The sequence below is a fragment of the Pseudoclavibacter sp. VKM Ac-2867 genome, from assembly GCF_015351275.1.
In the GTDB taxonomy this organism is placed as follows: domain Bacteria; phylum Actinomycetota; class Actinomycetes; order Actinomycetales; family Microbacteriaceae; genus Pseudoclavibacter.
In genome coordinates this window covers 1-21971 of the sequence record NZ_JADKSL010000030.1, presented here as the reverse complement: position 1 = coordinate 21971, position 21971 = coordinate 1, and the positions used below count along the sequence as shown (strand labels likewise).

Below are 21971 nucleotides of genomic sequence, written 5' to 3'. Positions count from 1 at the left end.
AGGCCGGCACCCGATCGGGGCCGGCCTCATGCATACTGCGCGCAGCAGCTCAGTCTGTCGCCGGTGTCTCGGGGCTGCTCTGGGCTGACGACGCGTCGGCGGCGTCGGCGACCGGCGTCGGGTCTCCGATGCCGCGTCCGATGAGGTCGACGACCTGGTCGAGTGGCGTGCCAGACGCGTCGCGCTTCGCGCCGCCCGTCGGGAGGGCACGGATCGCACCGTCACGCGCGTTGCCGAACGGGGCGCCCGGGCCGACCCAGGCAGCGCTGAGGCGTCGCTCCCCGCGCAGGAGCCGCTGGGCCCGGACCCCGCCGGTCGCGCGTCCCTTCGCCGGGAACTCGCTGAGGCTGGAGACCTTCGCCGTGCCCGAGTCGGTGCCCTCGAGGGCGTCCTCGTTGCGCGCGACGCTCGCGACCTCGCAGATCTCGACGTTGGCGGCCGCGACGACGGAGAACGCGAGGACCACGGCGCCCTCGGAGACCTTCATGCCGGCCATGCCGGCAGCGGAACGGCCCTGCGGACGAACGAGCTTCCCGGAGAAGCGCAGCAGCTGCGCGTCATCGGTCACGAAGACGAGCGCATCCTCGTCTGACGCGAGCGCGGCTCCGACGACCTCGTCCCCTGCCTTGAGCGTCATGATCTCGAGCTCACGGTTCTTGCCGAAGTCGATGCCCGTCACCCGCTTGACGACGCCCAGCTTCGTCCCAAGCGCAATCGGCGTCTCCTGGTCGATGGGCACGAGCGCGACGACCTGCTCCTTGGGGCTCGTGAGCCCGATGAAGTCGTGTGCCTTGACTCCGGCGGAGAGCAGCACCGACCCCTGGGGGCTGGAGGGGAGGGCTACGACGGGTACGCGGATCAGCCGCCCGAGGTTCGTGACAGCGCCGAGCTCGCCTTGGACCGTCGTGGTGACGTGGGAGCGCACAGCGTCGTGCTTGCTGCGCCGCGACGGCTGCTGGAGGCGCGCATCGGCGTCGGCCGTGTCGACCCTGAGGAGCCGCCCCGTGGTCGAGAGCAGCACCTGGGTGGGCGAGTCCGCGAGCTGCAGCTGCGTGGTCTCGACCGCCTTGCCGCGCTTCGGCGGGGCGCCCTGACCCTCGGTGAGCAGCGTGCGTCGCGGTGTTGCGAAGCGATCGCTGGTCTCCTGGAGCTCGGTGCCGACCCGCGCGCGCAGCAGCTTCTCGTCGCCGAGCAGACGCTCGAGCTCGGCGATCTCCTGCTTGAGCTGGTCGCGCTCCGACTCGAGCTCGATGCGCGAGAACTTCGTGAGGCGGCGCAGGCGCAGCTCCAGGATGTAGTCCGACTGCAGCTCCGAGAGGTCGAAGACGATGCGCAGTCGCTCGCCAGCCGCCGAGGCGTCGTCACTCGACCGGATGATCTGGATGACCTCGTCAATGTCGAGGATCGCGACGAGGAGGCCTTCGACGAGGTGCAGGCGCTCGAGCCTCCGCGCGAGCCGGAAGGCGCTTCGCCTCCGCACCACCTGGATGCGGTGGTCGAGGTACACGCGGAGCAGCTCGATGAGCCCGAGCGTCTGCGGACCCCCGTTGACCAGCGCCACGTTGTTGATGTGGAACATGTCCTCGAGGGGCGTGTGCCGGTACAGCTGCTCGAGCACGGCATCTGGGTCGAATCCGGTCTTGATCTCGATGACGAGGCGCAGGCCGTGCTTGCGGTCGGTGAGGTCGGCGACGTCGCTGATGCCGGCGAGCTTCTTCGCTTGGACGCCGTCCTTGATCTTCTCGATGACCTTCTCGGGGCCGACCATGTAGGGAAGCTCGGTCACGACGATGCCCGATTTGCGGGCCGTCACGCGTTCCACACTCGCGGTGGCACGCGTCCGGAACGATCCGCGACCTCCCGCGTACGCATCCCGGATGCCATCGAGGCCCGTGATCCGCGCGCCGGACGGGAGGTCCGGGCCCGGGATGAACTGCATGATCTCCTCGAGCGTCGCACCGGGGTTCTCGAGCAGGTGCAACGCCCCGGCGATCACCTCTCCGAGGTTGTGCGGCGCCATGTTCGTGGCCATGCCCACCGCGATGCCACTCGCTCCGTTGACGAGAAGGTGCGGCCAGGCCGCGGGAAGCACCTCGGGCTGCGTGGTCGAGCTGTCGTAGTTCGGCACGAAGTCGACGACGTCCTCGTCGAGCTCCGCGGTGAGCGCGAGGGCGGCGGCATCGAGGCGCGCCTCCGTATATCGCGGGGCTGCAGGGCCGTCATCGAGCGAACCGAAGTTGCCGTGCCCATCGATCGTCGGCACGCGCTGGACGAAGCCCTGGGCCATGCGCACGAGCGCATCGTAGATAGCGGTGTCGCCGTGTGGGTGGAGGCGTCCCATGACCTCGCCGACGACGCGCGCCGACTTGACGTGCCCCCGGTCGGGTCGAAGCCCCATCTCAGCCATCTGGTAGAGGATGCGCCGCTGGACCGGCTTGAGGCCGTCGCGTGCATCCGGGAGCGCTCTCGCGTAGATGACCGAGTACGCGTACTCGAGGAATGAGGACTGCATCTCTGTCGAGACGTCGATGTCCTCGATGCGCTGCTCGCTCATCGAAGCGGAGCCGTCGTTGCGTGTTGTACTCATGTCACCTGTCGGGAGGGTCGTGCTTCGGCGCCCCTGTGGGAGACTGGGACGGATGTCGTCCATGCTATTCAGCGCGGCGAGCGGTCGCCCGACGCTCTCCGACGTGTTGCCGAATTCGCTCGCGTCTCTGCGGGGTGAGACCGGTTCCCTCGGGCTGCCGGAGACCCGCTCGGTCGTGGTCATGCTCGTCGACGGGCTCGGAGCCTCGATGCTCCGCGCCCGCACCGGGCACGCCAGGCGCCTCACGGCGGACTGGCGCAAGAAGGACACCGCCTTCTCGTTCCCATCGACCACCGTCGCCGGGATCACCTCGCTCACGACGGCGACTCGAGCTGGTGAGCACGGGCTGCTCGGCTACTCCCTCTTCGACCGGGCTGCTGGTGTCATCCGCAACCAGCTCTCGGGCTGGGGGGACGGGATGGACCCCGCGACCTGGCAGCTGCGCCGCACGATCTTCGAGGAGCTGCGTGACGGGGGCTCCGAAGTGCAGAGCATCGTCGTGGGTATGCCGCAGTACCGCGACTCAGGCCTCACGCACGCCTCCCTTCGCGGTGCCCTCTACCTCGAGGGCGGCACGATGCAGGAGCGGGTCGAGGTGACGCTGCGGGCACTCGACAACCACCCGCGCGCGCTCATCTACCTGTACAACGCGGAGCTCGATCAGGCGGGGCACGCCCACGGCTGGGAGTCGGACGCCTGGCTGGCACGCCTGGAGGAGCTCGACGCGGCCTTCGACGGACTCGCCAGGGGAGTAGATGCCGGCACCGGCATCCTCGTCACCGCCGATCACGGCATGATCGACATCCCCAGGCATCGGCAGATCGATGTCGACGACGACGACCCGCTCTTCGACGGCGTACTCGCCATGGCCGGCGAGCCACGGCTCCGCCACCTCTACCTCGAGCCGGGATCGCCGGCGGACGCGGCGGGAGAACTGCGCGACAGGTGGACCGCATCCCAGGGAACACGCGCCACGATCGTCACGCGGCAGGAGGCGGTCTCCGAGGGGTGGTACGGCCCGAACGTCGACCCCGTCGCAGCCGAGCGCATCGGCGATGTCGTCGTCGCGGCAACGAAGGGAGTCACGTTCTACGCCACCTCGATGCAGTCAGGTGCGAGGCTCGTCGTCGGACAGCATGGATCGATCACCCCGGAAGAGACGATCGTTCCGCTCATCCGTGCCGGAGCCTTCACCCGCTAGCCGCGCACCTACTCGTCGCTGCGGGTCCCGAAGACGATCTCGTCCCAGCTGGGCATCGCGGCGCGCCCGGAGCGTTTCGGCGAGTGCTTCGACGGTGCTGGTTCGTTCGCCTCGTGCTTTGGGTCATCGAGTCCGTCGAGCGGCACGTCGACCGCCCGCACCCCACCTGAGCCGAGATCGCTCGGCTCGATGGTCTCCGTCTCGAAGCTGTCCTCGTCCCGAACTCGGGGAGCGAAGAGCTTAACGGGCGTCTGCTCGGACGCTGGCGACTGATCATCGTCACCATCATGCGTCGAGCCCTGATCGTCGCCGTCCTCGGCGTCGTCCTCGAAGGACTGCGGGACGCGCTCTCCGCGACGCCGCCGGAGGGCCTCAAGGAGATCGGCCGTCTCGTGGTGCTGCTGCTCGGTCGCTCGCTCGAGTCGCGACGCCGCGGCACCGATCCAGGAGACCGGCTCCTTGCTCACCGGCTCCACGGAGGGAGCTGGTGAGGGCTCACGCTGCGGGGACTCCATGACGGCGCGGAGCCGGGGGCTGCCGAGCGACGCGGGTTCACCCTGCTGCGAGAGCATCGTCGCTGTCGGGTTCAGGGGGGTGAGCGCCTGAGTCTTCGGCTCGAAGCCCCACAGCGCCTCCCGTGAAATCTCGTCGACGGCGAAGGACAGGCCGATTCTCCAGCCCTCTTCATCGTCCTTCCAGGCATCCCAGATGACTGCGGCAGCTGAGGACGCCTCAAGGCGGTCGTCGATGACCTCGCCGAAGCTCGTTCCGTCCTGGCCGAGAGGGTCGGTGTCGGTCTTCAATCGAACGGTGACCGCGCGCGCCTGGCGCACGAGGTAGTCGCGCTCGGCGCGAACAGGTCCCTCGAAGCGGACCACGTCCTCACGGGCTGCCCCCGTGAGCTCAATGACCTCGTCGATGGTCTTCCCGGCGCGGATGAGCTGCTGGATGGCGCGCGGAGGCACCTTCGGCGCGTCGACGCGAGTGGAGATGCGCGGGCGCAGCGCGTCACGGAGCGCTTCGTCGATCACGACGCGGAAGCGCTGGCCGTCATCTCCGGACACGACGAGGGCACCTTCATCCAGGTCGATGAATCTGAGCTCATGCATGCTCGTACTCCTTGGCGTTGCCGATTCCTGGGCCACAGCATCACACGCGACGAGGGTGGAATCGGGGAGCCCCGGGGCGCGCCGTCCAACTCAGGCGTGGATTCGATCTCGCTCCGCGCGAACACTGCTCACTTCGGTTTGAGTTTCACCCCTGAGTCGTGCACAATTGCCGCGCCTGGGGGAGTTCCCCCCCATTGAAGAGATTTGGATAGGTATGGCGACCGACTACGACGCACCTCGCAAGACCGACGATGACGCAGAGTCCATCGAGGCGCTGAAGGAGCGAGTGCCGGATCGTCTCTCCGGCAGCGTTGACGCCGAAGATGCGGACAACCCCGGCAGCTTCGACCTCTCTGCGGCAGACCTCGCAGACGTTGAACTCGAGACCGTGGTGATCCCGCCGCAGGCCGACGAGTTCACCTGCGTCGAGTGCTTCCTCGTCAAGCACCGCTCGCAGCTCGAGAAGAGCTCGGCCCTCGGGCCGATCTGCCACGACTGCGCAACCGCCTGATCGTAGGCAGAGCACACGACCGAAGCCGCATCCCGAGGGGTGCGGCTTCGGTCGTTTGTCGGTGAGACAGGGGAACGCGGCTCAGTGTCGTGCGACCGGCGCGTCTCTCCGCATCAGCTCGTCTGACGTCTGTTCACAGCCCGGGCTTCGGTGATGGCGGCCGCGAGCTCGGTGGGTCGACGCGTGGAGATCAGCCAGTAGGGGACTGGGTCTGCGTCGTCGGTGATCTCGATCGTGAGTGAGGTCGGGATCCAGCCACGGATGCACAGCCAGGCACGCAGGTCCAGTTGGGGACCCGCGGCGAGACGAGCACGCTCACGGGTCGTGTGCGGGAGACACTGACCTGTGAAGCTCAGCGGCACGTGGGCGCCCGCGACCCTGACCTGGGTCGCCGTGACCTCGATGATGGGCGAGTAAGCCAGGACGAGCGTGAGGAACGCGGCGTAGAGCGTCACCGCGATGGCCGCGCCGATCCAGAAGTTGATCGGCGTGAACACGAGGATGACGGCGGGCACCATGAGGAAGCCGACGGCGTACACCCAGGCGGCTGGCCACAAGCGCTCGTGGAAGACAGGCATGGAGATATTGCATCACGCTTTGTCGTGCGCCGCTGTCAGATCACGATCCGGTCACGCCTCGGCTAGGCTCGTACGGTGAGCATTGCCATAGATGTGCCCGTCTCGGGCGTCCTCCCCACGTTCGCCCAGCCAGGCGACGCCGGGGCCGACCTGATCGCGACCGAATCCGTCACTCTCGCCCCCGGCCAGCGCGCCGTCGTGGGCACGGGGGTTCGACTCGAGCTTCCGGCGGGAACCGTCGGCTTCGTGATGCCGCGCTCGGGGCTGGCCGCGAAGCACGGCATCACGCTCGTCAACGCGCCTGGCACCATCGACTCGGGCTACCGGGGTGAGGTGAAGGTGATCATGCTCAACACCGATTCGTCCGAGAGCTACGCCATCGCGGCAGGCGATCGGATCGCGCAGCTCGTGGTCATGCAGCTCGCGCCAGTGCGTTTCATCCAGACCGAGCAGCTCTCCGCCTCGCAGCGTGGAGAGGGCGGCTTCGGCTCCACCGGCTATTCGTCTGACCAGGAGGCACCCAATGGGACTGTTTGATTTCCTCAAGAAGGAAGAAGAGAAGCCTGAGAAGGCCGACAAGCTCACCGTCGACGACGAGGGCATCGAAGAGGAAGAGCTCGACGACGCGGTCGATCTCGAAGACGACGATGACATGGATGCGAAGTCCGCGCCTGACGATCGCGAGACCCGCGGACCGTTCGACATCTCGGAGGCGAGCCCCGCGAAGCGCTACGTAGACCTGGGCGCGCTGCGCATCCCGGCTCGTGAAGGGCTCGGGCTCCGGCTCGAGGTCGAGGAGAAGACGAAGCGACTCGTCGCCGTCGCCCTCGACTACAAGGAGTCGACCATGCAGATCCAGGCGTTCGCTGCGCCTCGATCCACCGGACTCTGGCATTCGATCATGGCTCAGCTCGCAGAACAGGTCCGCAAGCAGGGCGGAACGGCGGAAGAGGTGGAGGGCATCCTCGGCCCCGTCCTCGACACGAAGATCCCGGTGGTCATCAAGGGAGCCGCGTCGAACCAGACCAGGTCCGCGCGCTTCTTCGGCGTCGATGGTCCGCGCTGGTTCCTCCGAGGCGTCCTGACGGGCAAGGCATTGCGCGACGAGGCCACCCGTGTCGAGCTCGTGGAGCTGTTCAGGAGCGTTGTCGTCGTCCGCGGTGAAGCCCCGCTGCCTCCGCGCGAGCTCCTCACGCTCGTCGTCCCCAAGGCAATGGCCGACCCGACGTCGAAGACAGCAACCGAGGACGCCGCATCCGGGGAGGCAGAGCAGGCATGACGCTGCCCGAGGACGACCGGCCCGAGCAGGCGGAGCCCTCCGCCGACGCGCCGAACAGGCGCAAGCTGGAAGACGTCGCGAAGTCGTCGTCGCTCGGCAGGCTCACGGAGGGCGGCATCTCTGGTGCGTCGCTCCTCGCTGCCATGGGCGGCGTGCGCGGCCTGATCGAGACGCTCCTTCCTGGCATCGTGTTCCTCGTGCTGTTCACCCTCGGTACCGAGCTGTGGATCGCGGTCCTCGCCCCCGCGGTCCTCGGTCTCCTGTTCATCGTGGTCCGCGCAGTGCAGAAGGAGCCCGTCGTGCCCGCGATCTCGGGCCTCGTCGCGCTCCTGATCTCCGGCATCCTTGCCATGACGACGGGCAGAGGCGAGAACTTCTACCTCGTCGGGTTCTACACCAACGCCGCCTACGGTGCGGCTCTGCTCGTCTCGGTCCTCGTCCGCTGGCCCGTCATCGGGCTGGTCACGGGGCTCATCACCGGGCAGGGGTCGAGCTGGCGCCAGGACCGCGCGATGCTGCGGTGGATGTCCGTCATAACGCTCGTCTGGGTCGGCTTCTTCGCGCTGCGACTCGTCGTGCAGCTGCCGCTCTACTTCGCCGGCAACGTCGAGGCGCTCGGCCTCGCTCGACTGCTCATGGGAACCCCCATGTATGCCGTCGTCCTCGTCGTGACGGTGCTCTTCGTCCGGGCGCTCCTGAGTGCGTCACGGTCGGGAACGCAGAGTGAACCAGGTAAAGTATCTTGATGTCAAGATAAAAGCGTCTCGATCAACTCAGGATCACCTTCGAGGCAAGCCACGGCGAGACGCGAGATGATTGCTGGGCGCGGGCCGCGCACCCAGAGTTGCAAAGAAGGAGCCGAGACGTGACCGCAGTCAACAGCTTCGGAGCCAAAGACACGCTCAGTGTCGACGGCACCGAGTACGAGATCTTCCGCATCGACAAGGTTGAGGGGTTCGAGAAACTCCCCTTCAGCCTCAAGGTTCTCCTCGAGAACCTCCTCCGCACCGAAGACGGCGCGAATGTGACCGCAGAGCAGATCCAGAAGCTCGGTTCGTGGGTGCCTTCGGCAGACCCGGACACCGAGATCCAGTTCTCGCCTGCGCGTGTCGTCCTCCAGGACTTCACCGGTGTTCCCTGCATCGTCGACCTCGCCACCATGCGCGAGGCCGTGACCCAGCTGGGCGGTGACCCCGAGAAGGTCAACCCGCTCGCGCCCGCTGAGCTCGTCATCGACCACTCGGTCATCGCCGACCTCTTCGGTCAGGCCGACGCGCTCGAGCGCAACGTCGAGATCGAGTACCAGCGCAACGGCGAGCGCTACCAGTTCCTCCGCTGGGGCCAGACCGCCTTCGAAGACTTCAAGGTCGTCCCCCCGGGAACGGGCATCGTCCACCAGGTCAACATCGAGTACCTGGCGCGCGTCACCTTCGTCCGCGAGGTGGGCGGCGTGCTGCAGGCCTACCCGGACACCCTCGTCGGCACCGACTCCCACACCACGATGGTCAACGGACTCGGCGTGCTCGGCTGGGGCGTCGGCGGCATCGAGGCAGAGGCGGCCATGCTCGGCCAGCCCGTGTCGATGCTCATCCCGAAGGTCGTCGGCTTCAAGCTCAAGGGCCAGATCCCCATGGGCGTCACCGCGACCGACGTCGTCCTCACGATTACCGACCTCCTGCGCAAGCACGGCGTCGTCGGCAAATTCGTCGAGTTCTACGGCGAGGGCGTCGGCGCAGTGCCGCTCGCCAACCGCGCCACGATCGGCAACATGAGCCCCGAGTTCGGCTCGACGGCCGCCATGTTCCCGATCGACGACGAGACCCTCAGCTACCTGCGCCTCACGGGCCGCAGCGAGGAGCAGGTCAAGCTCGTCGAGGCGTACGCCAAGGAGCAGCACCTCTGGCACGACCCGAGCAAGGAGCTCTCCTACTCGGAGTACCTCGAGCTCGACCTCTCGACCGTCGTCCCGTCGATCGCCGGCCCCCGTCGCCCGCAGGACCGCATCGAGCTGTCCAAGGCCAAGGGCCAGTTCGGCGCCGACCTCAACGACTACACGGCGGAAGACTTCGGACTCGTCGACGTCGCCGGCGAGGACAGCTTCCCGGCATCCGACCCCGCCAAGCTCACGCCGACCTCCGAGGACTCCGACGTCCGCGAGCAGCAGACGGCGCCGACCTTCTCGCACGACCGCAAGCCGGTTCAGGTGCAGGGTGCGGATGGCCAGAGCTACACGATCGACCACGGCTCCGTTGCCATCGCGGCCATCACGAGCTGCACCAACACCTCCAACCCCTCGGTCATGCTCGCGGCGGGCCTCCTCGCCAAGAAGGCGAGCGAGCGCGGACTGAAGGCGAAGCCGTGGGTCAAGACCACGCTCGCCCCCGGCTCGAAGGTCGTCACGAACTACTACGAGAAGGCCGGACTCACCGACTCGCTCGAGGCCCTCGGCTTCTACACGGTCGGTTACGGCTGCACGACGTGCATCGGCAACTCGGGTCCCTTGAACGAGGAGATCTCCGAGGCGATCAACGACAACGACCTCGCCGTCACCGCTGTTCTCTCCGGAAACCGCAACTTCGAGGGTCGCATCAACCCCGACGTGAAGATGAACTACCTGGCTTCGCCGCCACTGGTCATCGCCTACGCGCTTGCCGGAACGATGGACTTCGACTTCGAGACGCAGGCGCTCGGCAAGGACTCGGACGGGAAGGACGTCTTCCTCAGCGAGATCTGGCCGACCGCAGACGAGGTGCAGTCCACGATCGACACGTCGATCGACACGGACATGTTCACGCGCGAGTACGGGGCGGTCTTCGACGGCGACGAGCGCTGGCGCTCGCTCCCCACGCCCACCGGCGCCACGTTCGAGTGGGATGACCAGTCGACGTACGTCCGGAAGCCCCCGTACTTCGATGGCATGGTCATGGAGCTCACGCCGGTCACCGACATCAAGAGCGCGCGAGTGCTCGCCAAGCTCGGCGACTCGGTCACGACCGACCACATCAGCCCTGCTGGATCGATCAAGGCAGACAGCCCCGCCGGAAAATACCTGACGGAGCACGGCGTCGGTCGCAAGGACTTCAACTCCTACGGCTCGCGTCGCGGCAACCACGAGATCATGATCCGTGGAACGTTCGCGAACATCCGTCTCAAGAACCAGCTCCTCGACGGCGTCGAGGGCGGCTACACGCGTGACTTCACGCAGCCCGATGGACCGCAGTCGTTCATCTACGACGCCGCACAGAACTACGCGGAGTCCGGCACGCCGCTGGTCGTCCTCGGTGGCAAGGAGTACGGCTCCGGCTCTTCTCGCGACTGGGCTGCCAAGGGCACGAGCCTGCTCGGCGTCCGCGCCGTCATCGTCGAGAGCTTCGAGCGCATCCACCGCTCGAACCTCATCGGCATGGGTGTCGTCCCGCTGCAGTTCCCGGCAGGCGAGAGCTGGTCATCGCTCGGCCTCGATGGCACGGAGTCGATCTCGATCCAGGGCATCGAGCAGCTCAACGAGGGCTTCACGCCCAAGACGGTGCACGTCATCGCGGAGCCCACCTCTGACTCGCCCGAGGGCAAGCAGACGATCGAGTTCGACGCTGTCGTTCGCATCGACACCCCCGGTGAAGCCGACTACTACCGCAACGGCGGAATCCTGCAGTACGTGCTCCGCCAGCTCGCCACGGCGTAGCAGGCGCAGTGCAGAACCGAAGGGCGGAGCCGAGAGGCTCCGCCCTTCGGCGTCGTACACGATTCGCGCTTTCACTCGCTGAGAGCGGTCGCTGTGCGCATGCATCTCCGGTCGATACCGTTGGAGCGATTTCCCACGACGAAGGAGTTCCGCATGAGCACTGAGATTCCCATCCGCACCGTACTGAGCCCCGGCCGCTATGTGCAGGGCAAGGGCGCGCTCGCACGGCTCGGGGAGTTCGTCGCGCAGATCGGGTCGACCCCGCTGCTGCTCGCGGACGACTTCGTCTGGGACCTCCTCGGGGAGCGCCTCGCGACCTCGTTCACCGGGGGAGAGGCCGAGGTCCCGCGCGAGCGCTTCAATGGCGTCGCCTCCTCGGGTGAGATCGATCGCATCGTCGAGGTCATCAAGGCGAGCGGCAGCGATGTGATCGTCGCCGTCGGCGGGGGCAGCACGATCGACGCCGCGAAGGCCGCTGGCTACCTCGCTGGCGTCCGATGGGTGAGTGTCCCCACGGTCGCATCCACCGACGCGCCGACCTCGGCGCTCGCCGTCATCTACACGGAGGCGGGGGAGTTCGAGGAGTACCGCTTCTTCCCTCGCAACCCTGACCTCGTGCTCATCGACTCCCAGCTCGTGGCGGATGCACCCGCACGGTTCCTCGTGGCGGGGTTCGGCGATGCGCTGGCCACGTGGCTCGAGGCCCGTGCGACAAGCCGCTCCAACGCGAGCACGATGGCGGGCGGACTGCCCACGCAGACCGGCACGGCCCTCGCGAAGCTCAGCTGGGACGTCCTCTGGGAGAACGCGGCGATCGCGCTCGACGCCGTCGAGGACGGCGTCGTGACGCCAGCTCTCGAGCGGGCCATCGAGGCGAACACGCTGCTCTCGGGGCTCGGCTTCGAATCCGGTGGACTCGCCGCCGCCCACGCGATCCACAACGGTCTGACGGCCGCACCGCAGACGCACGGCCTGCAGCACGGCGAGAAGGTCAACATCGGATCGATCGCTCAGCTCATCCTGGAGGGGGCGCCCGCGGAGGAGATCCGCGATTTCATCGTCTTCACCACGAAGCTCGGGCTGCCGACGACGCTCACGGAGATCGGGCTCTCCACCGACGACAAGCACGAGTTGCGGCTCGTCGCCGAGGCTGCGACCGTGGCGGGGGAGACGATCCACAACATGCCGTTCGCGGTGTCGTCCGACGATGTCATCGCCGCGCTCACCTCGCTCGAGCGGCTCTCGCGCCGTATCCGTGCTGAGGCCGGGCTCCCCGAGCCGGTCAAGTACCACGCCAAGCACTGACGACGCCACGCGACGAAGGCGCCTCCTCACCCGAGCTTCGGGGGAGGAGGCGCCTTCGTCGTCAGCTGGCAGGATCGATCAGTGCGACGCAGCTCCGCGGATGGGCGGTGTGTGGAAGGTGCCTCCGAACGCCTTCTGCGAGGCTCCGACCCGGTCGAGGTACGGCGTGATGCCACCTGCCTGGAACGGGTAGCCAGCACCCAGGATGAGGCACAGGTCGATATCCTCGGGCGCCGCAACGACCTTCTCATCGAGCATCCGCTTGATCTCGTCGGCGAGACCGACCTCGACACGGTCCGCGAACGAGGCGGCGGTCATCGGTGTCTTGCCCCCGGCGACGATCTGCACGGCCTTCTTGTCGAAGCCCTTCACACGTCCCTTGCCGTCGCGGTCGTACAGCTTGCCGTAGTCGGCCAACCTGTGCAGGTTCTCCGACTCGAAGAACCGCTCAGGGAACGCCTTGTGATGCGTGTCGAGCACGTGGGCGCCGACCTTGAGCCCGACCAGCTCGAGCAGCTCGAACGGTGTCATCGGGAGGCCGATCCTGTCGAGCGCGTGGTCCACGGTCTCGAACGAGGTGCCGGTGTCGACCGCGTTCATGGCCTCGCCCAGGACCTTGGCGAGGACGCGGTTCACGACGAATCCTGGCGCATCCCTGGTGATGACGGCCGTCTTCTTGAGATTCTTGGCGGTTGCCATGGCCGTCGCCAGCGTCGCGTCGTCGGTGCTGTCGGTCCGCACGACCTCGATGAGCGGCATCTGCGCCACGGGGTTGAAGAAATGGAAGCCCACGAGGCGCTCCGGGTGTTCGAGCTGAGCGCCGATCTCCGCGACCGAGAGCGAGGAGGTGTTCGTAGCGAGAACGGTCTCCGGTCCGACGATCTTCTCGAAGTCCGCGAAGACCTGCTGCTTGACGCCCAGTTCCTCGAAGACCGCCTCGATGACCCAGTCGCAGTCCGCGAACTCTCCCCGGTCGGTCGTGCCGTGGACGAGGCCGATCAGTCGGCCGTACTCGTCGCTCTCGATCCGCCCCTTCTCGTGCAGCTTCTCGAGCTCGCGCCGAATGGCCGCGACTCCCGTGTCGACGCGGGCCTGGTCGAGGTCGGTGATGACGACCGGGACCTTGAGGCGACGCACGAAGAGCGTCGCGAACTGTGTCGCCATGAGTCCGGCACCGATGACGCCGACCTTGTCGATGCGGCGAGCGAGCGCCTTGTCCGGGGCTCCTGCGGGGCGCTTCGCGCGCTTCTGCACGAGGTTGAAGGCGTAGATCGATGCCACGAACTGGTCGCCGGAGATGAGGTCGGCCAGGGCCTCATCTTCCGCGGGGAAGCCCTTCTCGCGGTCGTCGCCCTTCGCGAGCTTGAGCAGCTCGAGCGCCCGGTAGGGAGCGAGTGCGACGGTGCCGAGCTTCTCCTCGAGCGACTTCCTCGCGATGCTGATCGCGAGATCCCACTTCGCGAGGCGCTCGAGGCGTCCGGGAGCATTCGGCCGCTTGACCTCGATGTCTCCGCCGATGACCTTGTCGGCCCACGCCAGCGAGTCCTCAAGGAAGTTCAAGCTCGGGAAGATCGCGTCGGCGATGCCGAGCTCCGCGACCTGGGGTCCCTTGAGCATCCTGTTCTGCTTGAGCGGATTCTCGATGATGACCTTGAGGGCGTTCTCGATGCCGATGAGGTTCGGGAGGATGCTCGCGCCTCCCCAGCCTGGAACGAGACCGAGGAAGGTCTCGGGCAGGGCGAACGCAGGAACAGTCGCGTCGACCGTGCGGTAGTCGGAGTTGAGCCCGATCTCGACGCCGCCTCCGAGCGCGAGACCGTTGTAGAACGTGAAGCTCGGTACGCCGAGCTTGCCGAGGGAGCCGAGCACCTCATGTCCGAGCCTCGCGAGGAGGAGCGCGACCTCTCGGCTCGGGATCGATCCCACGTTGGAGAGATCGGCTCCGGCTGCGAAGTTGAATCGCTTGCCCGTGATCGCAACCGCGTGGATGTCATGGGAGGAGGCGCGAGCGCGCAGGCCGGAGAGGACCTCGCCGAGTTGGGCGAGGGTCTCCGGTCCGAGCGTGTTCGGGCGCGTGTAGTCGTGGCCGTTGTCGAGGGTGATGAGGGCCAGCGTGCGGCCGCTCGGCAGTGTGACGTCACGGACGAGTGAGTGCGTCACGACCTCGTCGGTGCTCATTGCAAGCAGGGGAGCGTAGCGTGCTCGAAGATCGGTTGCCATGGTGCTCAGCGTCCCTTCTTGCCGAAGCCTCGGCGTGCGTGCGACTTGCCGTTCCAGTTCGGGTTCTCCCAGATGACCGTGCCGCCCTGTCCGAGTCCGACGCACATCGCGGTCAGTCCGAAGCGGACCTCCGGGTGCTCCTCGAACTGCTTCGCGAGCTGTGTCATGAGGCGAACACCGGAGGATGCGAGGGGGTGGCCGATGGCAATGGCTCCGCCGTACGGGTTGACCGAGGGGTCGTCGTCGTCGATGCCGTAGTGGTCGAGGAACGACAGCACCTGGACGGCGAAGGCCTCGTTGAGCTCGAAGAGTCCGATGTCGTCGATCGTCATGCCGGCACGGTCGAGGGCCTTCTCGGTCGAGGGCACGGGCCCGAGACCCATGACCTCGGGCTGGACTCCGGCGAACGCGAACGTCACCATGCGCATCTTCGGCGCGAGACCGAACTCCTTTGCGGCAGCGCTCGAGGCCAGGATCGCGGCGGTCGCGCCGTCGTTGAGTCCGCTGGCGTTTCCGGCCGTCACGCGACCGTGCGGGCGGAATGGAGTCTTCAGCGTCGAGAGCGTCGCCATGTTCGTCTCGGGTCGGAGCGTCTCGTCGCGGGTAGCGAGGCCCCAGCCGGCGTCGGATTCGATGGCGACGGGGATGAGGTCCGGCTGCAGCTGGCCGTTCTCGTAGGCGGCAGCGGCCTTCTGCTGGCTGCGCATCGCGTAGCGGTCGCTGCGTTCGCGCGTGAGCTGCGGGAATCGATCGTGGAGTCGCTCGGCGGTCTTGCCCATGTTCAGGGCGTCACCGCTGACGAGCTGCTCGGCGACGAAGCGCGGGTTTGGGTCTGCGCCGATGCCGAGCGGGTGCCTGCCCATGTGCTCGACGCCGCCGGCAATTGTGACGTCGTAGGCCCCAAAGCCGATGCCGGACCCCATGGTGGTGACGGCCGTCATGGCGCCTGCGCACATGCGGTCGATGGCGAGGCCGGGAACGGTGTTCGGAAGTCCCGCGAGGATCGCCGTGGATCGGCCGAGCGTCAGTCCCTGGTCGCCCTGCTGGGTTGTCGCGGCGATGGCGACGTCGTCGTAGCGTTCGTGCGGGATCTGCGGGTTCCGGTCGAGGAGACCCTTGATCGCCTTGACTGCGAGGTCATCCGCACGGGTCTTCCAGTACATGCCCTTCTCGCCCGCACGTCCGAATGGGGTTCGAACGCCGTCGATGAACAACACTTCTCGATTGGCCACACTGCCTCCAAGCATCTATTGACTCGGTCATCCTATGGATGCTCGCCTGATCGGAAGCCAATGCGTCGTGTGAAGCTACGAATCCTCGTCGTCCGGACCGGAAGTCAATTGGTCAGCTTCTACAAAAGCCGAGGCAATTCCCTGTGCAACTTCGCTGGTCTGCCAGGCCCGTGCGCCGAGCTCGCGCAGGTGCTCCGCGACGGCGTCGGCGGAGACAGGCTGGCGAGGGACCCAGGCGGCTCGCCGCAGTAGCTCAGGAGTCAGGAGGTTCTCGACGGGCATGTGGAGGGTCTCGGCGTGGGCCACGAGGAACTCGCGTGCGAGCTTGAGCCGGCGGTCCGCCTCGGGGGAGCGCTGCTCCCACTGGCGGTGGTGCGGCATCCGGTCCGGGTCTCGTGGGGCCTGCGGAGGCAGCTCCTCGGTCGTGAGGCCGCGCTCGACGGCACCCCACCAGCGATCGAGCTGGGTTCGGGATGCGCGTCCGGTGAATTCCTTCAGACGAGCCAGCTCGCCTCGAGTGCGGGGCATGGCCGTCGCGACCGCTGCGAGTGCTCGGTCGGGGAAGAGTCGGCCAGGAGCGGTGTCGGTAGTCCGCGCCGCATCGTCGCGAGAGAGCCAGAGCTCCCTCGCCACAGCGAGGGCCCGCGGGCTGCGAAGCCGGCTGATGCCGCCGATGCGTCGCCACGGGTCGGGCTTCTTGACCCCGAGCTCGCGAGTGAGGATGTCCGCGAACTCCTCGCGGGCGGCATCGAGCTTCTCTGCGTCGATGAGCTCCTGGTGGAGCTGGTCTCTGACGTCGATGAGCAGCTCCACGTCGAGCGCCGCGTACGCGAGCCAGGTCTCCGGCAATGGGCGAGTCGACCAATCGGCCGCTGAGTGCGCCTTCTCGAGTGAGATGCCGAGCAGGCGCTCGATGACGGCGCCGAGCCCGACTCTCTCGTACCCCAGGAGCCTCGCGGCCAGCTCGGTGTCGAAGATGAGGCTCGGGTCGAGGTCGAGCTCGCGGAGGCACGGAAGATCCTGTGTCGCGGCGTGGAAGATCCACTCCTCGTCTCCGATGATCTCCTGCAGCCGCGCGAGTGATCCCGTCGCGATCGGATCGATGAGGAGCGTGCCGCTCCCTCGCCGGTAGAGCTGCACCAGGTAGGCGCGCTCGGAATATCGGTATCCGGATGCGCGCTCCGCATCCACAGCAACGGGTCCCGTGCCGGCGGCGAGACGATCGAGTGCCGCCTGCAGCTGCGCTTCGGTCTCGATCACCTCCAGTCCGCCAGCTTTCAGACGGTCGGCATCAAGCCCCATCTTTCGCCTTCCTCAAGTGCTGAAGAACCTGGACCCCGTCGTCGGCCTCGGTCTCCGGGGGCATGCCCGCCAGCAGACAGAGCAGCTCGCCCCAGGCCTCGGCGTGAGCCGCGAGGTCCGTCTCCCGTGGAGTCCAGGATGCTCGGAGTTCGATCTGGGCACCCTCGCCCTGCTCTTCGAGCTCGCCGAAGCCCCGACCGTTGATGGTCGTTGCCGTGCCGGACGGGTGCTCGAAGGCCGCACCTCTGGACTCGAGGGCATCCATGAGCCACGACCAGGCAACGGGTGCGAGGAAGGGGTCGACGCCGATCTCGGGTTCGAGGGGAGCCTGTGCGAAGCACACGACGCGGAAGGCGCCGCGCCAGGCTTCTGGCTCGCTCTCATCGTGCAGCAGGATGAACCTGCCGGTTCCGAGTTCGGAATCGCTCGCGTGAGCAGTAGGTCGCACGTCTCCGGAGAGAGCGAGCGACTCGGGGGCCAGGTTCGCCGGGGGCCGGATCTCGCTCACCGTGAGGGCAGAGCGGAACTCGGCCGCACGGACCGCCTCTACGGCGGCCTCGAACTCCGGGGCGGATCGATGCAACGGGACAACCACGCGACGAGACTAGGCCTGGCCCTCGGCTCCGCAGATCAGGCGCGCCGTGTCGGAACGTCGCCCGTCCGGCGTGTTCACGGCCGGGTTGCGTCATCATCGACGTGATGTGTGCCGCAAAACGTGCCTCAACCGAGTCGTCGTCGTCGGCGACGAAACTCGCCGCAGCCTCGCTCGGCGCTCTCGTCGTGGGACTCGGGGCCGTCGTCGCGACCGCGTCGACCATGGTCGCGCGCGCAGTCGTCACCCCGCCGCGCCGCCGCAAGGATCCGGTCCGTCTGCTCGGCGTCGACAAGCAGGCGGGGACCGTCACGCTCGCGCGCACGCCGGAGACGGCCGCTCCCGGGCACTACAGCCTCGTCTTCGCGGCCGAGACGGGTCGCGCCAACGTGGGTGCCGTGGTCGACGAGTCGGAGCGCACCGTGACGAGGCGCTTCTGGGGCGAGCAGGGTGCGCAGCTCGAGCGCGTGCGGTCCGTGCGCCTGGCATCTGCTCCGCAGCTCTGGGTTCGAGACCTCAACCTGCCCTGGCGCTGGGTGGATGTGCAGACGCCGCTCGGTGCGATGCCAGCCTGGCTCATTCCCGCGGCCCAGGCCAGCGACTCGTGGGCGATCCACGTCCACGGTCGAGGCGCGGTCATGACGGAGCCCCTTCGCGCTGTTCCGCTCTTCCGCGGTCGAGGCTGGAACTCGCTCGTCGTGAGCTACCGCAACGACGCTCTGGCGCCGCCCTCGCCAGACGGCAAGTTCGGTCTCGGAGCCACGGAGTGGCGCGATGTCGAGTCGGCGATGGACTGGGCCGTGTCCAGGGGTGCACGGCGCATCATCCTCGTCGGCTGGTCGATGGGCGGGGGCACGGTGATGCAGGCGGCCCTCAACGCGCGACACCGGGAGCTCATCGCGGGCATCTTCCTCGAGTCTCCGGCGTTGAGCTGGCGATCGATCCTTCGATATCAAGGGTCGGCCATGCGGCTCCCTCGATTCGTCACCGCCCTCGGCATCTGGCTCATCGGCAGCCCGCTCGCCCGGCCGCTCCTCGGACTGGAGGCGCCGATTCCGCTCTCGAAGCTGGAGATCCTCGATCGGCTCGCAGAGCTGACGGTGCCGATCCTGCTCTTCCACTCGAGCGGTGACACGGTGGTGCCGGTCGAGGCGAGCCGCGAGCTCGCCAGGCGGCGCCCCGACCTCGTCACCTATCGGGAGTTCGAACGAGCGCTGCATACGCGGCTCTGGAACGTCGACAGCGGAAGATGGGAGCAGTCGCTGGACGAGTGGCTGGCGACCTTCTAGGAGAGTCCGGCCGCGGAGAGGCGCTCGAGCAGCTGGCGCTTCGCCCGCGCCTGAAGGGCAACCATGCCGCTTCGTCGCAGCGGCGAGACCAGATCCGTGAGACCGAGAGCGCTCGGGAGGTCCTCGGGGAGTCGCAGGAGAGCCTCCGGTTCCTGCCCATCCACGCCCTGGACGAGCGCAGCCGCGAAGCCCCGCGTCATCGGAGCGCCGGGTGGAACTGAGATCCTCAGGTGCACACGCCGCTCCGGCGTCAGTGAGACGTCGAAGAAGACCGGTGACTGGCACTCGATCACGCGCTCGAACGACTCGGCGTCGCCGGGGTCGACGCCGGGGAGCTCTGCACCGATCTCGGCAAGGAGCTCGAGGCGATCGCGGGGCGACACCTCGAGCAGCTCCTCGCGGAGCAGGTCGAGGGATTCCGGAAGCGTGACGTCGTGCATGCCACCACGGTACCGGGCAGGTGCCCTGGCGACGCGCAGCTGAGCGGCTGGCGGTAGGATCTGCAGGAGCCCGCACCGGGCATTACTCACTGGAAAGTACGAGGACTCCGTGGGCGTAGGCCGCTTGCTGCACCTGACCGAACTCTCACCGACCGTCACGGCGGCAGAGATGGTGAAGGACCTCGTGCCTCCCAGGCAGTTCGACGCCGCCAAGTTCGCCACCTACCGGCCCGATCCCGAGTATCCATCCCAGGCCGCCGCCGTCGAGGCGGGGGAGCGGTTCGCAGGAGTCAAGGCGGCCCCCGCGTCCGGGAGCAAGGGCCTCTTCGGGTTCCTCAAGAAGGCACCGCCGGTCAAGCCCGGCATCTATCTCGACGGCGGCTTCGGCGTCGGCAAGACGCACTTGCTCGCCTCGATCTGGCACGCGCATCCTGGCCGCAAGTACTTCGGCACCTTCATCGAGTACACCGCGCTCGTCGGCGCTCTCGGCTATGCCGAAGCCGTCCGTTCCCTGCGCGGAACCAGCCTCATCGCCATCGATGAGTTCGAGCTCGACGACCCGGGCGACACGATGGTCATGTCCAGACTCCTGGGTGAGCTCGTCGACTCGGGCACGAGCGTCGCCGCGACGAGCAACACCCCGCCGAACGCACTGGGCGAGGGGCGCTTCGCTGCCTCGGACTTCCTCCGCGAGATCACGAAGCTCGCTGGCGTCTTCGACACTCTCCGCATCGACGGAACCGACTACCGTCGCCGCGACATGTCCGGCCATGCCGCCGTCACGCCGCCGGAGCGCCTCGACTCGCTGGTGGACGACGCGGTCGCCGACGGCAGGTCGGTCGCGTACGACGGCTTCGACGATCTCGTGCAGCACCTCGCTACCGTGCATCCGTCCAAGTACGTCCGGCTCGTCGAGGACGTCGACCTCCTCGCCCTCCGCGATGTGCACGAGCTGACCGACCAGGCTGAGGCCCTCCGCTTCGTCGCCTTCATCGACCGCGTCTATGACGCGCAGATCCCCATCGCAGCATCTGGTCTCGCCCTCGACCGAATCTTCGGCGGTGGAATGATCGACGGCGGCTACCGCAAGAAGTACCTGCGCTGCGTCTCCAGGCTCATCGCCTCGACCGCGCAGGAGCAGACCGCCTCCGTGTGACGGGTGCGTCTCCTGCCGCGCCTCCGGTGGGGCATCGACGCTCGCGACACAGACTCGTAACACGCCGGGCCGCTCCGAAACATGATGGAAACGGTCCCGCCCCATCGCTGACACGCGCCTTGCGCAGACTCATTGCATCTCCCCACCCCGTGTCACGACGACGCGACCTCCAGGTCGCAGCACGGGTGGCGAAAGCGAGGATGCAATGGATACCGGTGGAACCGCCTGGCTGATGATCAGCGCAGCGCTTGTGCTCTTCATGACACCAGGACTCGCCCTCTTCTACGGCGGCATGGTGAAGGAAAAGAGCGTCGTGAGCATGATGATGCTCTCGTTCGGGGCCCTTGGCCTCGTCGCAGTGCTCTGGATCCTGTACGGCTACAACATGTCCGCTGTCTCGGGAGATTCCTTCTTCCAGTTCGCGGGTGACCCCTTCTCCGACTTCGCGCTGACCAACCTGATCCAGGACAGCAACGCGACCGCCGGTGCGGCATACGGCGGCACCTTCGCCATCATCACCACGGCCCTCATCTCTGGAGCCATCGCGGACCGAGCGAAGTTCGGTGCGTGGATGCTCTTCGCCGGTATCTTCGCGACGTTCGTGTACTTCCCCGTTGCTGCCTGGGTCTGGGGCGGTGGCTGGATCATGCAGCTCGGTGCGCAGCTCGGCTTCGAGGGCGTCGAGGTCATCGACTACGCGGGTGGCACGGCGGTGCACATCAACGCCGGAGCGGCCGCGCTGGCCCTCGCTCTTGTCCTCGGCAAGCGCGTCGGCTTCGGCAAGGGCATCACGCAGCCCCACAACGTTCCTCTTGTCCTCCTCGGAACCGCGATCCTCTGGTTCGGCTGGTTCGGCTTCAACGTCGGCGCGGCCTGGGGCGACCTTGAGGGCACCGAGTTCCCGGGACCCGGACTGCTCTTCATCAACACCATCGCGGCTCCCGCCGCGGGTATCCTCGGCTGGATCATCGTCGAGAAGCTGCGCAACGGCAAGGCGACCTCGATCGGCGCCGCCTCGGGTGCGATCGCAGGCCTCGTCGCGATCACACCGGCTTGCGCCGTGCTGACGCCAGGCTGGGCGCTGCTGCTCGGCCTCGTGTCCGGTGTCCTCTGCGCCTTCGCGATCGAGCTGAAGTTCAAGCTCGGCTTCGACGACTCGCTCGACGTCGTGGGCCTGCACCTCGTCGGCGGCCTTGTCGGCTCCATCTGGCCTGGCCTCTTCGCATTCGACACCGGTCTCTTCACCGGTGGCGGATTCGAGCAGCTCATCGTCCAGCTCATCGCTTCCCTCGGTGTCCTCCTCTACTCGTTCGGAGTGAGCTTCCTCGTGGCCTGGGTCATCCAGAAGACCATCGGCTTCCGGGTGCGCCACGAGGACGAAGTGGCCGGCGTCGACGTGGTCGTGCACGGCGAAACCGGTTACGCGCTGTCCCGCTGATCACGCGGACGGCCTTCGGGGGCCGTGCATCCACAGCTGTGGATGCACGG

At 67.4% G+C, this 21971-nt stretch carries 18 protein-coding genes; 10 read left to right on the top strand and 8 right to left on the bottom strand.

Features of this window, described 5'->3' with window-relative positions:
- Positions 1-49 precede the first annotated feature (49 nt).
- Positions 50-2587, bottom strand: coding sequence for a DNA gyrase/topoisomerase IV subunit A (locus tag ITJ67_RS18585; RefSeq protein WP_228503353.1), 2538 nt, complete (start codon positions 2585-2587; stop codon positions 50-52).
- 52 nt (positions 2588-2639) lie between these two features.
- On the opposite strand from ITJ67_RS18585, the gene ITJ67_RS18580 reads away from it, so the two are divergent.
- Positions 2640-3788 carry an alkaline phosphatase family protein gene (locus ITJ67_RS18580; protein WP_194678623.1) on the top strand — a complete coding sequence of 383 codons (1149 nt, stop codon included), beginning with the start codon at positions 2640-2642 and terminating at the stop codon, positions 3786-3788.
- An 8-nt stretch (positions 3789-3796) separates the two neighbouring features.
- Here the strand turns inward: ITJ67_RS18580 and sepH are convergent, their stop codons facing one another.
- On the bottom strand, positions 3797-4897 hold the full coding sequence (gene sepH / locus ITJ67_RS18575; RefSeq protein WP_194678621.1) for a septation protein SepH: 1101 nt from the start codon (positions 4895-4897) through the stop codon (positions 3797-3799).
- Between the two features lie 214 nt (positions 4898-5111).
- On the opposite strand from sepH, the gene ITJ67_RS18570 reads away from it, so the two are divergent.
- Positions 5112-5408, top strand: coding sequence for a DUF4193 domain-containing protein (locus ITJ67_RS18570; RefSeq protein ID WP_104241348.1), 297 nt, complete (start codon positions 5112-5114; stop codon positions 5406-5408).
- A 113-nt stretch (positions 5409-5521) separates the two neighbouring features.
- Here ITJ67_RS18570 and ITJ67_RS18565 read toward each other — a convergent pair whose 3' ends face one another.
- On the bottom strand, positions 5522-5986 hold the full coding sequence (locus ITJ67_RS18565) for a DUF3093 domain-containing protein (RefSeq protein WP_104241347.1): 465 nt from the start codon (positions 5984-5986) through the stop codon (positions 5522-5524).
- A 75-nt stretch (positions 5987-6061) separates the two neighbouring features.
- Between ITJ67_RS18565 and dut the strand changes: the two genes are divergently transcribed.
- The 5 genes from dut (at position 6062) to ITJ67_RS18540 (ending at position 12252) form a co-directional block, all read left to right on the top strand.
- Positions 6062-6523 carry a dUTP diphosphatase gene (gene dut / locus ITJ67_RS18560; RefSeq protein ID WP_201297641.1) on the top strand — a complete coding sequence of 154 codons (462 nt, stop codon included), beginning with the start codon at positions 6062-6064 and terminating at the stop codon, positions 6521-6523.
- Positions 6510-7265 (top strand): DUF3710 domain-containing protein, encoded by a 756-nt coding sequence (locus ITJ67_RS18555; RefSeq protein WP_160071857.1) that lies wholly within the window; start codon positions 6510-6512, stop codon positions 7263-7265. Before dut ends, ITJ67_RS18555 begins: the two co-directional genes overlap by 14 nt.
- The gene (locus ITJ67_RS18550; protein WP_160071856.1) at positions 7262-8011 is read left to right on the top strand and encodes a DUF3159 domain-containing protein; all 750 of its coding nucleotides are present in this window, start codon (positions 7262-7264) and stop codon (positions 8009-8011) included. Before ITJ67_RS18555 ends, ITJ67_RS18550 begins: the two co-directional genes overlap by 4 nt.
- Positions 8012-8130: 119 nt before the next feature.
- On the top strand, positions 8131-10947 hold the full coding sequence (gene acnA / locus ITJ67_RS18545) for an aconitate hydratase AcnA (protein WP_160071855.1): 2817 nt from the start codon (positions 8131-8133) through the stop codon (positions 10945-10947).
- Between the two features lie 153 nt (positions 10948-11100).
- Entirely contained in the window at positions 11101-12252 is a 1152-nt protein-coding gene (locus ITJ67_RS18540; protein ID WP_160071854.1) for a glycerol dehydrogenase, read from the top strand.
- A 78-nt stretch (positions 12253-12330) separates the two neighbouring features.
- Here ITJ67_RS18540 and ITJ67_RS18535 read toward each other — a convergent pair whose 3' ends face one another.
- From ITJ67_RS18535 to ITJ67_RS18520, 4 genes are all read right to left on the bottom strand, one after another.
- A complete protein-coding gene (locus tag ITJ67_RS18535; RefSeq protein WP_228503347.1) occupies positions 12331-14430 on the bottom strand; it encodes a 3-hydroxyacyl-CoA dehydrogenase NAD-binding domain-containing protein in 2100 nt (699 codons plus the stop codon).
- Between the two features lie 47 nt (positions 14431-14477).
- On the bottom strand, positions 14478-15704 hold the full coding sequence (locus ITJ67_RS18530) for a thiolase family protein (protein WP_323741503.1): 1227 nt from the start codon (positions 15702-15704) through the stop codon (positions 14478-14480).
- A gap of 75 nt (positions 15705-15779) precedes the next feature.
- On the bottom strand, positions 15780-17006 hold the full coding sequence (locus ITJ67_RS18525) for a ribonuclease D (protein ID WP_160071851.1): 1227 nt from the start codon (positions 17004-17006) through the stop codon (positions 15780-15782).
- Positions 16996-17601, bottom strand: a complete 606-nt coding sequence (locus ITJ67_RS18520) for a DUF3000 domain-containing protein (RefSeq protein WP_160071850.1) — start codon at positions 17599-17601, stop codon at positions 16996-16998. The genes ITJ67_RS18525 and ITJ67_RS18520 overlap by 11 nt, the downstream gene beginning before the upstream one ends.
- Before the next feature lie 104 nt (positions 17602-17705).
- On the opposite strand from ITJ67_RS18520, the gene ITJ67_RS18515 reads away from it, so the two are divergent.
- On the top strand, positions 17706-18887 hold the full coding sequence (locus tag ITJ67_RS18515) for an alpha/beta hydrolase (protein ID WP_160071849.1): 1182 nt from the start codon (positions 17706-17708) through the stop codon (positions 18885-18887).
- Here ITJ67_RS18515 and ITJ67_RS18510 read toward each other — a convergent pair.
- The gene (locus tag ITJ67_RS18510) at positions 18884-19327 is read right to left on the bottom strand and encodes a SufE family protein (RefSeq protein WP_160071848.1); all 444 of its coding nucleotides are present in this window, start codon (positions 19325-19327) and stop codon (positions 18884-18886) included. The two genes, ITJ67_RS18515 and ITJ67_RS18510, sit on opposite strands and share 4 nt — an antisense overlap.
- A 169-nt stretch (positions 19328-19496) precedes the next feature.
- On the opposite strand from ITJ67_RS18510, the gene zapE reads away from it, so the two are divergent.
- Positions 19497-20483 (top strand): cell division protein ZapE, encoded by a 987-nt coding sequence (gene zapE, locus ITJ67_RS18505; RefSeq protein WP_160074154.1) that lies wholly within the window; start codon positions 19497-19499, stop codon positions 20481-20483.
- A gap of 205 nt (positions 20484-20688) precedes the next feature.
- Positions 20689-21921, top strand: a complete 1233-nt coding sequence (locus tag ITJ67_RS18500) for an ammonium transporter (protein WP_160071847.1) — start codon at positions 20689-20691, stop codon at positions 21919-21921.
- Positions 21922-21971 lie beyond the last annotated feature (50 nt).

What these genes read in the sequence shown, in the direction of transcription:
- ITJ67_RS18550 (WP_160071856.1), top strand. Translation starts at nt 7,262, where the DNA reads ATGACGCTGCCCGAGGACGACCGGCCCGAGCAGGCGGAGCCCTCCGCC.
- zapE (WP_160074154.1), top strand. Translation starts at nt 19,497, where the DNA reads ATGGTGAAGGACCTCGTGCCTCCCAGGCAGTTCGACGCCGCCAAGTTC.
- ITJ67_RS18555 (WP_160071857.1), top strand. Translation starts at nt 6,510, where the DNA reads ATGGGACTGTTTGATTTCCTCAAGAAGGAAGAAGAGAAGCCTGAGAAG.
- ITJ67_RS18580 (WP_194678623.1), top strand. Translation starts at nt 2,640, where the DNA reads ATGTCGTCCATGCTATTCAGCGCGGCGAGCGGTCGCCCGACGCTCTCC.
- ITJ67_RS18510 (WP_160071848.1), bottom strand. Translation starts at nt 19,327, where the DNA reads ATGCACGACGTCACGCTTCCGGAATCCCTCGACCTGCTCCGCGAGGAG.
- ITJ67_RS18535 (WP_228503347.1), bottom strand. Translation starts at nt 14,430, where the DNA reads ATGAGCACCGACGAGGTCGTGACGCACTCACTCGTCCGTGACGTCACA.
- ITJ67_RS18570 (WP_104241348.1), top strand. Translation starts at nt 5,112, where the DNA reads ATGGCGACCGACTACGACGCACCTCGCAAGACCGACGATGACGCAGAG.
- ITJ67_RS18565 (WP_104241347.1), bottom strand. Translation starts at nt 5,986, where the DNA reads ATGCCTGTCTTCCACGAGCGCTTGTGGCCAGCCGCCTGGGTGTACGCC.
- ITJ67_RS18540 (WP_160071854.1), top strand. Translation starts at nt 11,101, where the DNA reads ATGAGCACTGAGATTCCCATCCGCACCGTACTGAGCCCCGGCCGCTAT.
- ITJ67_RS18585 (WP_228503353.1), bottom strand. Translation starts at nt 2,587, where the DNA reads ATGAGTACAACACGCAACGACGGCTCCGCTTCGATGAGCGAGCAGCGC.
- ITJ67_RS18525 (WP_160071851.1), bottom strand. Translation starts at nt 17,006, where the DNA reads ATGGGGCTTGATGCCGACCGTCTGAAAGCTGGCGGACTGGAGGTGATC.
- ITJ67_RS18515 (WP_160071849.1), top strand. Translation starts at nt 17,706, where the DNA reads ATGTGTGCCGCAAAACGTGCCTCAACCGAGTCGTCGTCGTCGGCGACG.
- ITJ67_RS18500 (WP_160071847.1), top strand. Translation starts at nt 20,689, where the DNA reads ATGGATACCGGTGGAACCGCCTGGCTGATGATCAGCGCAGCGCTTGTG.
- sepH (WP_194678621.1), bottom strand. Translation starts at nt 4,897, where the DNA reads ATGCATGAGCTCAGATTCATCGACCTGGATGAAGGTGCCCTCGTCGTG.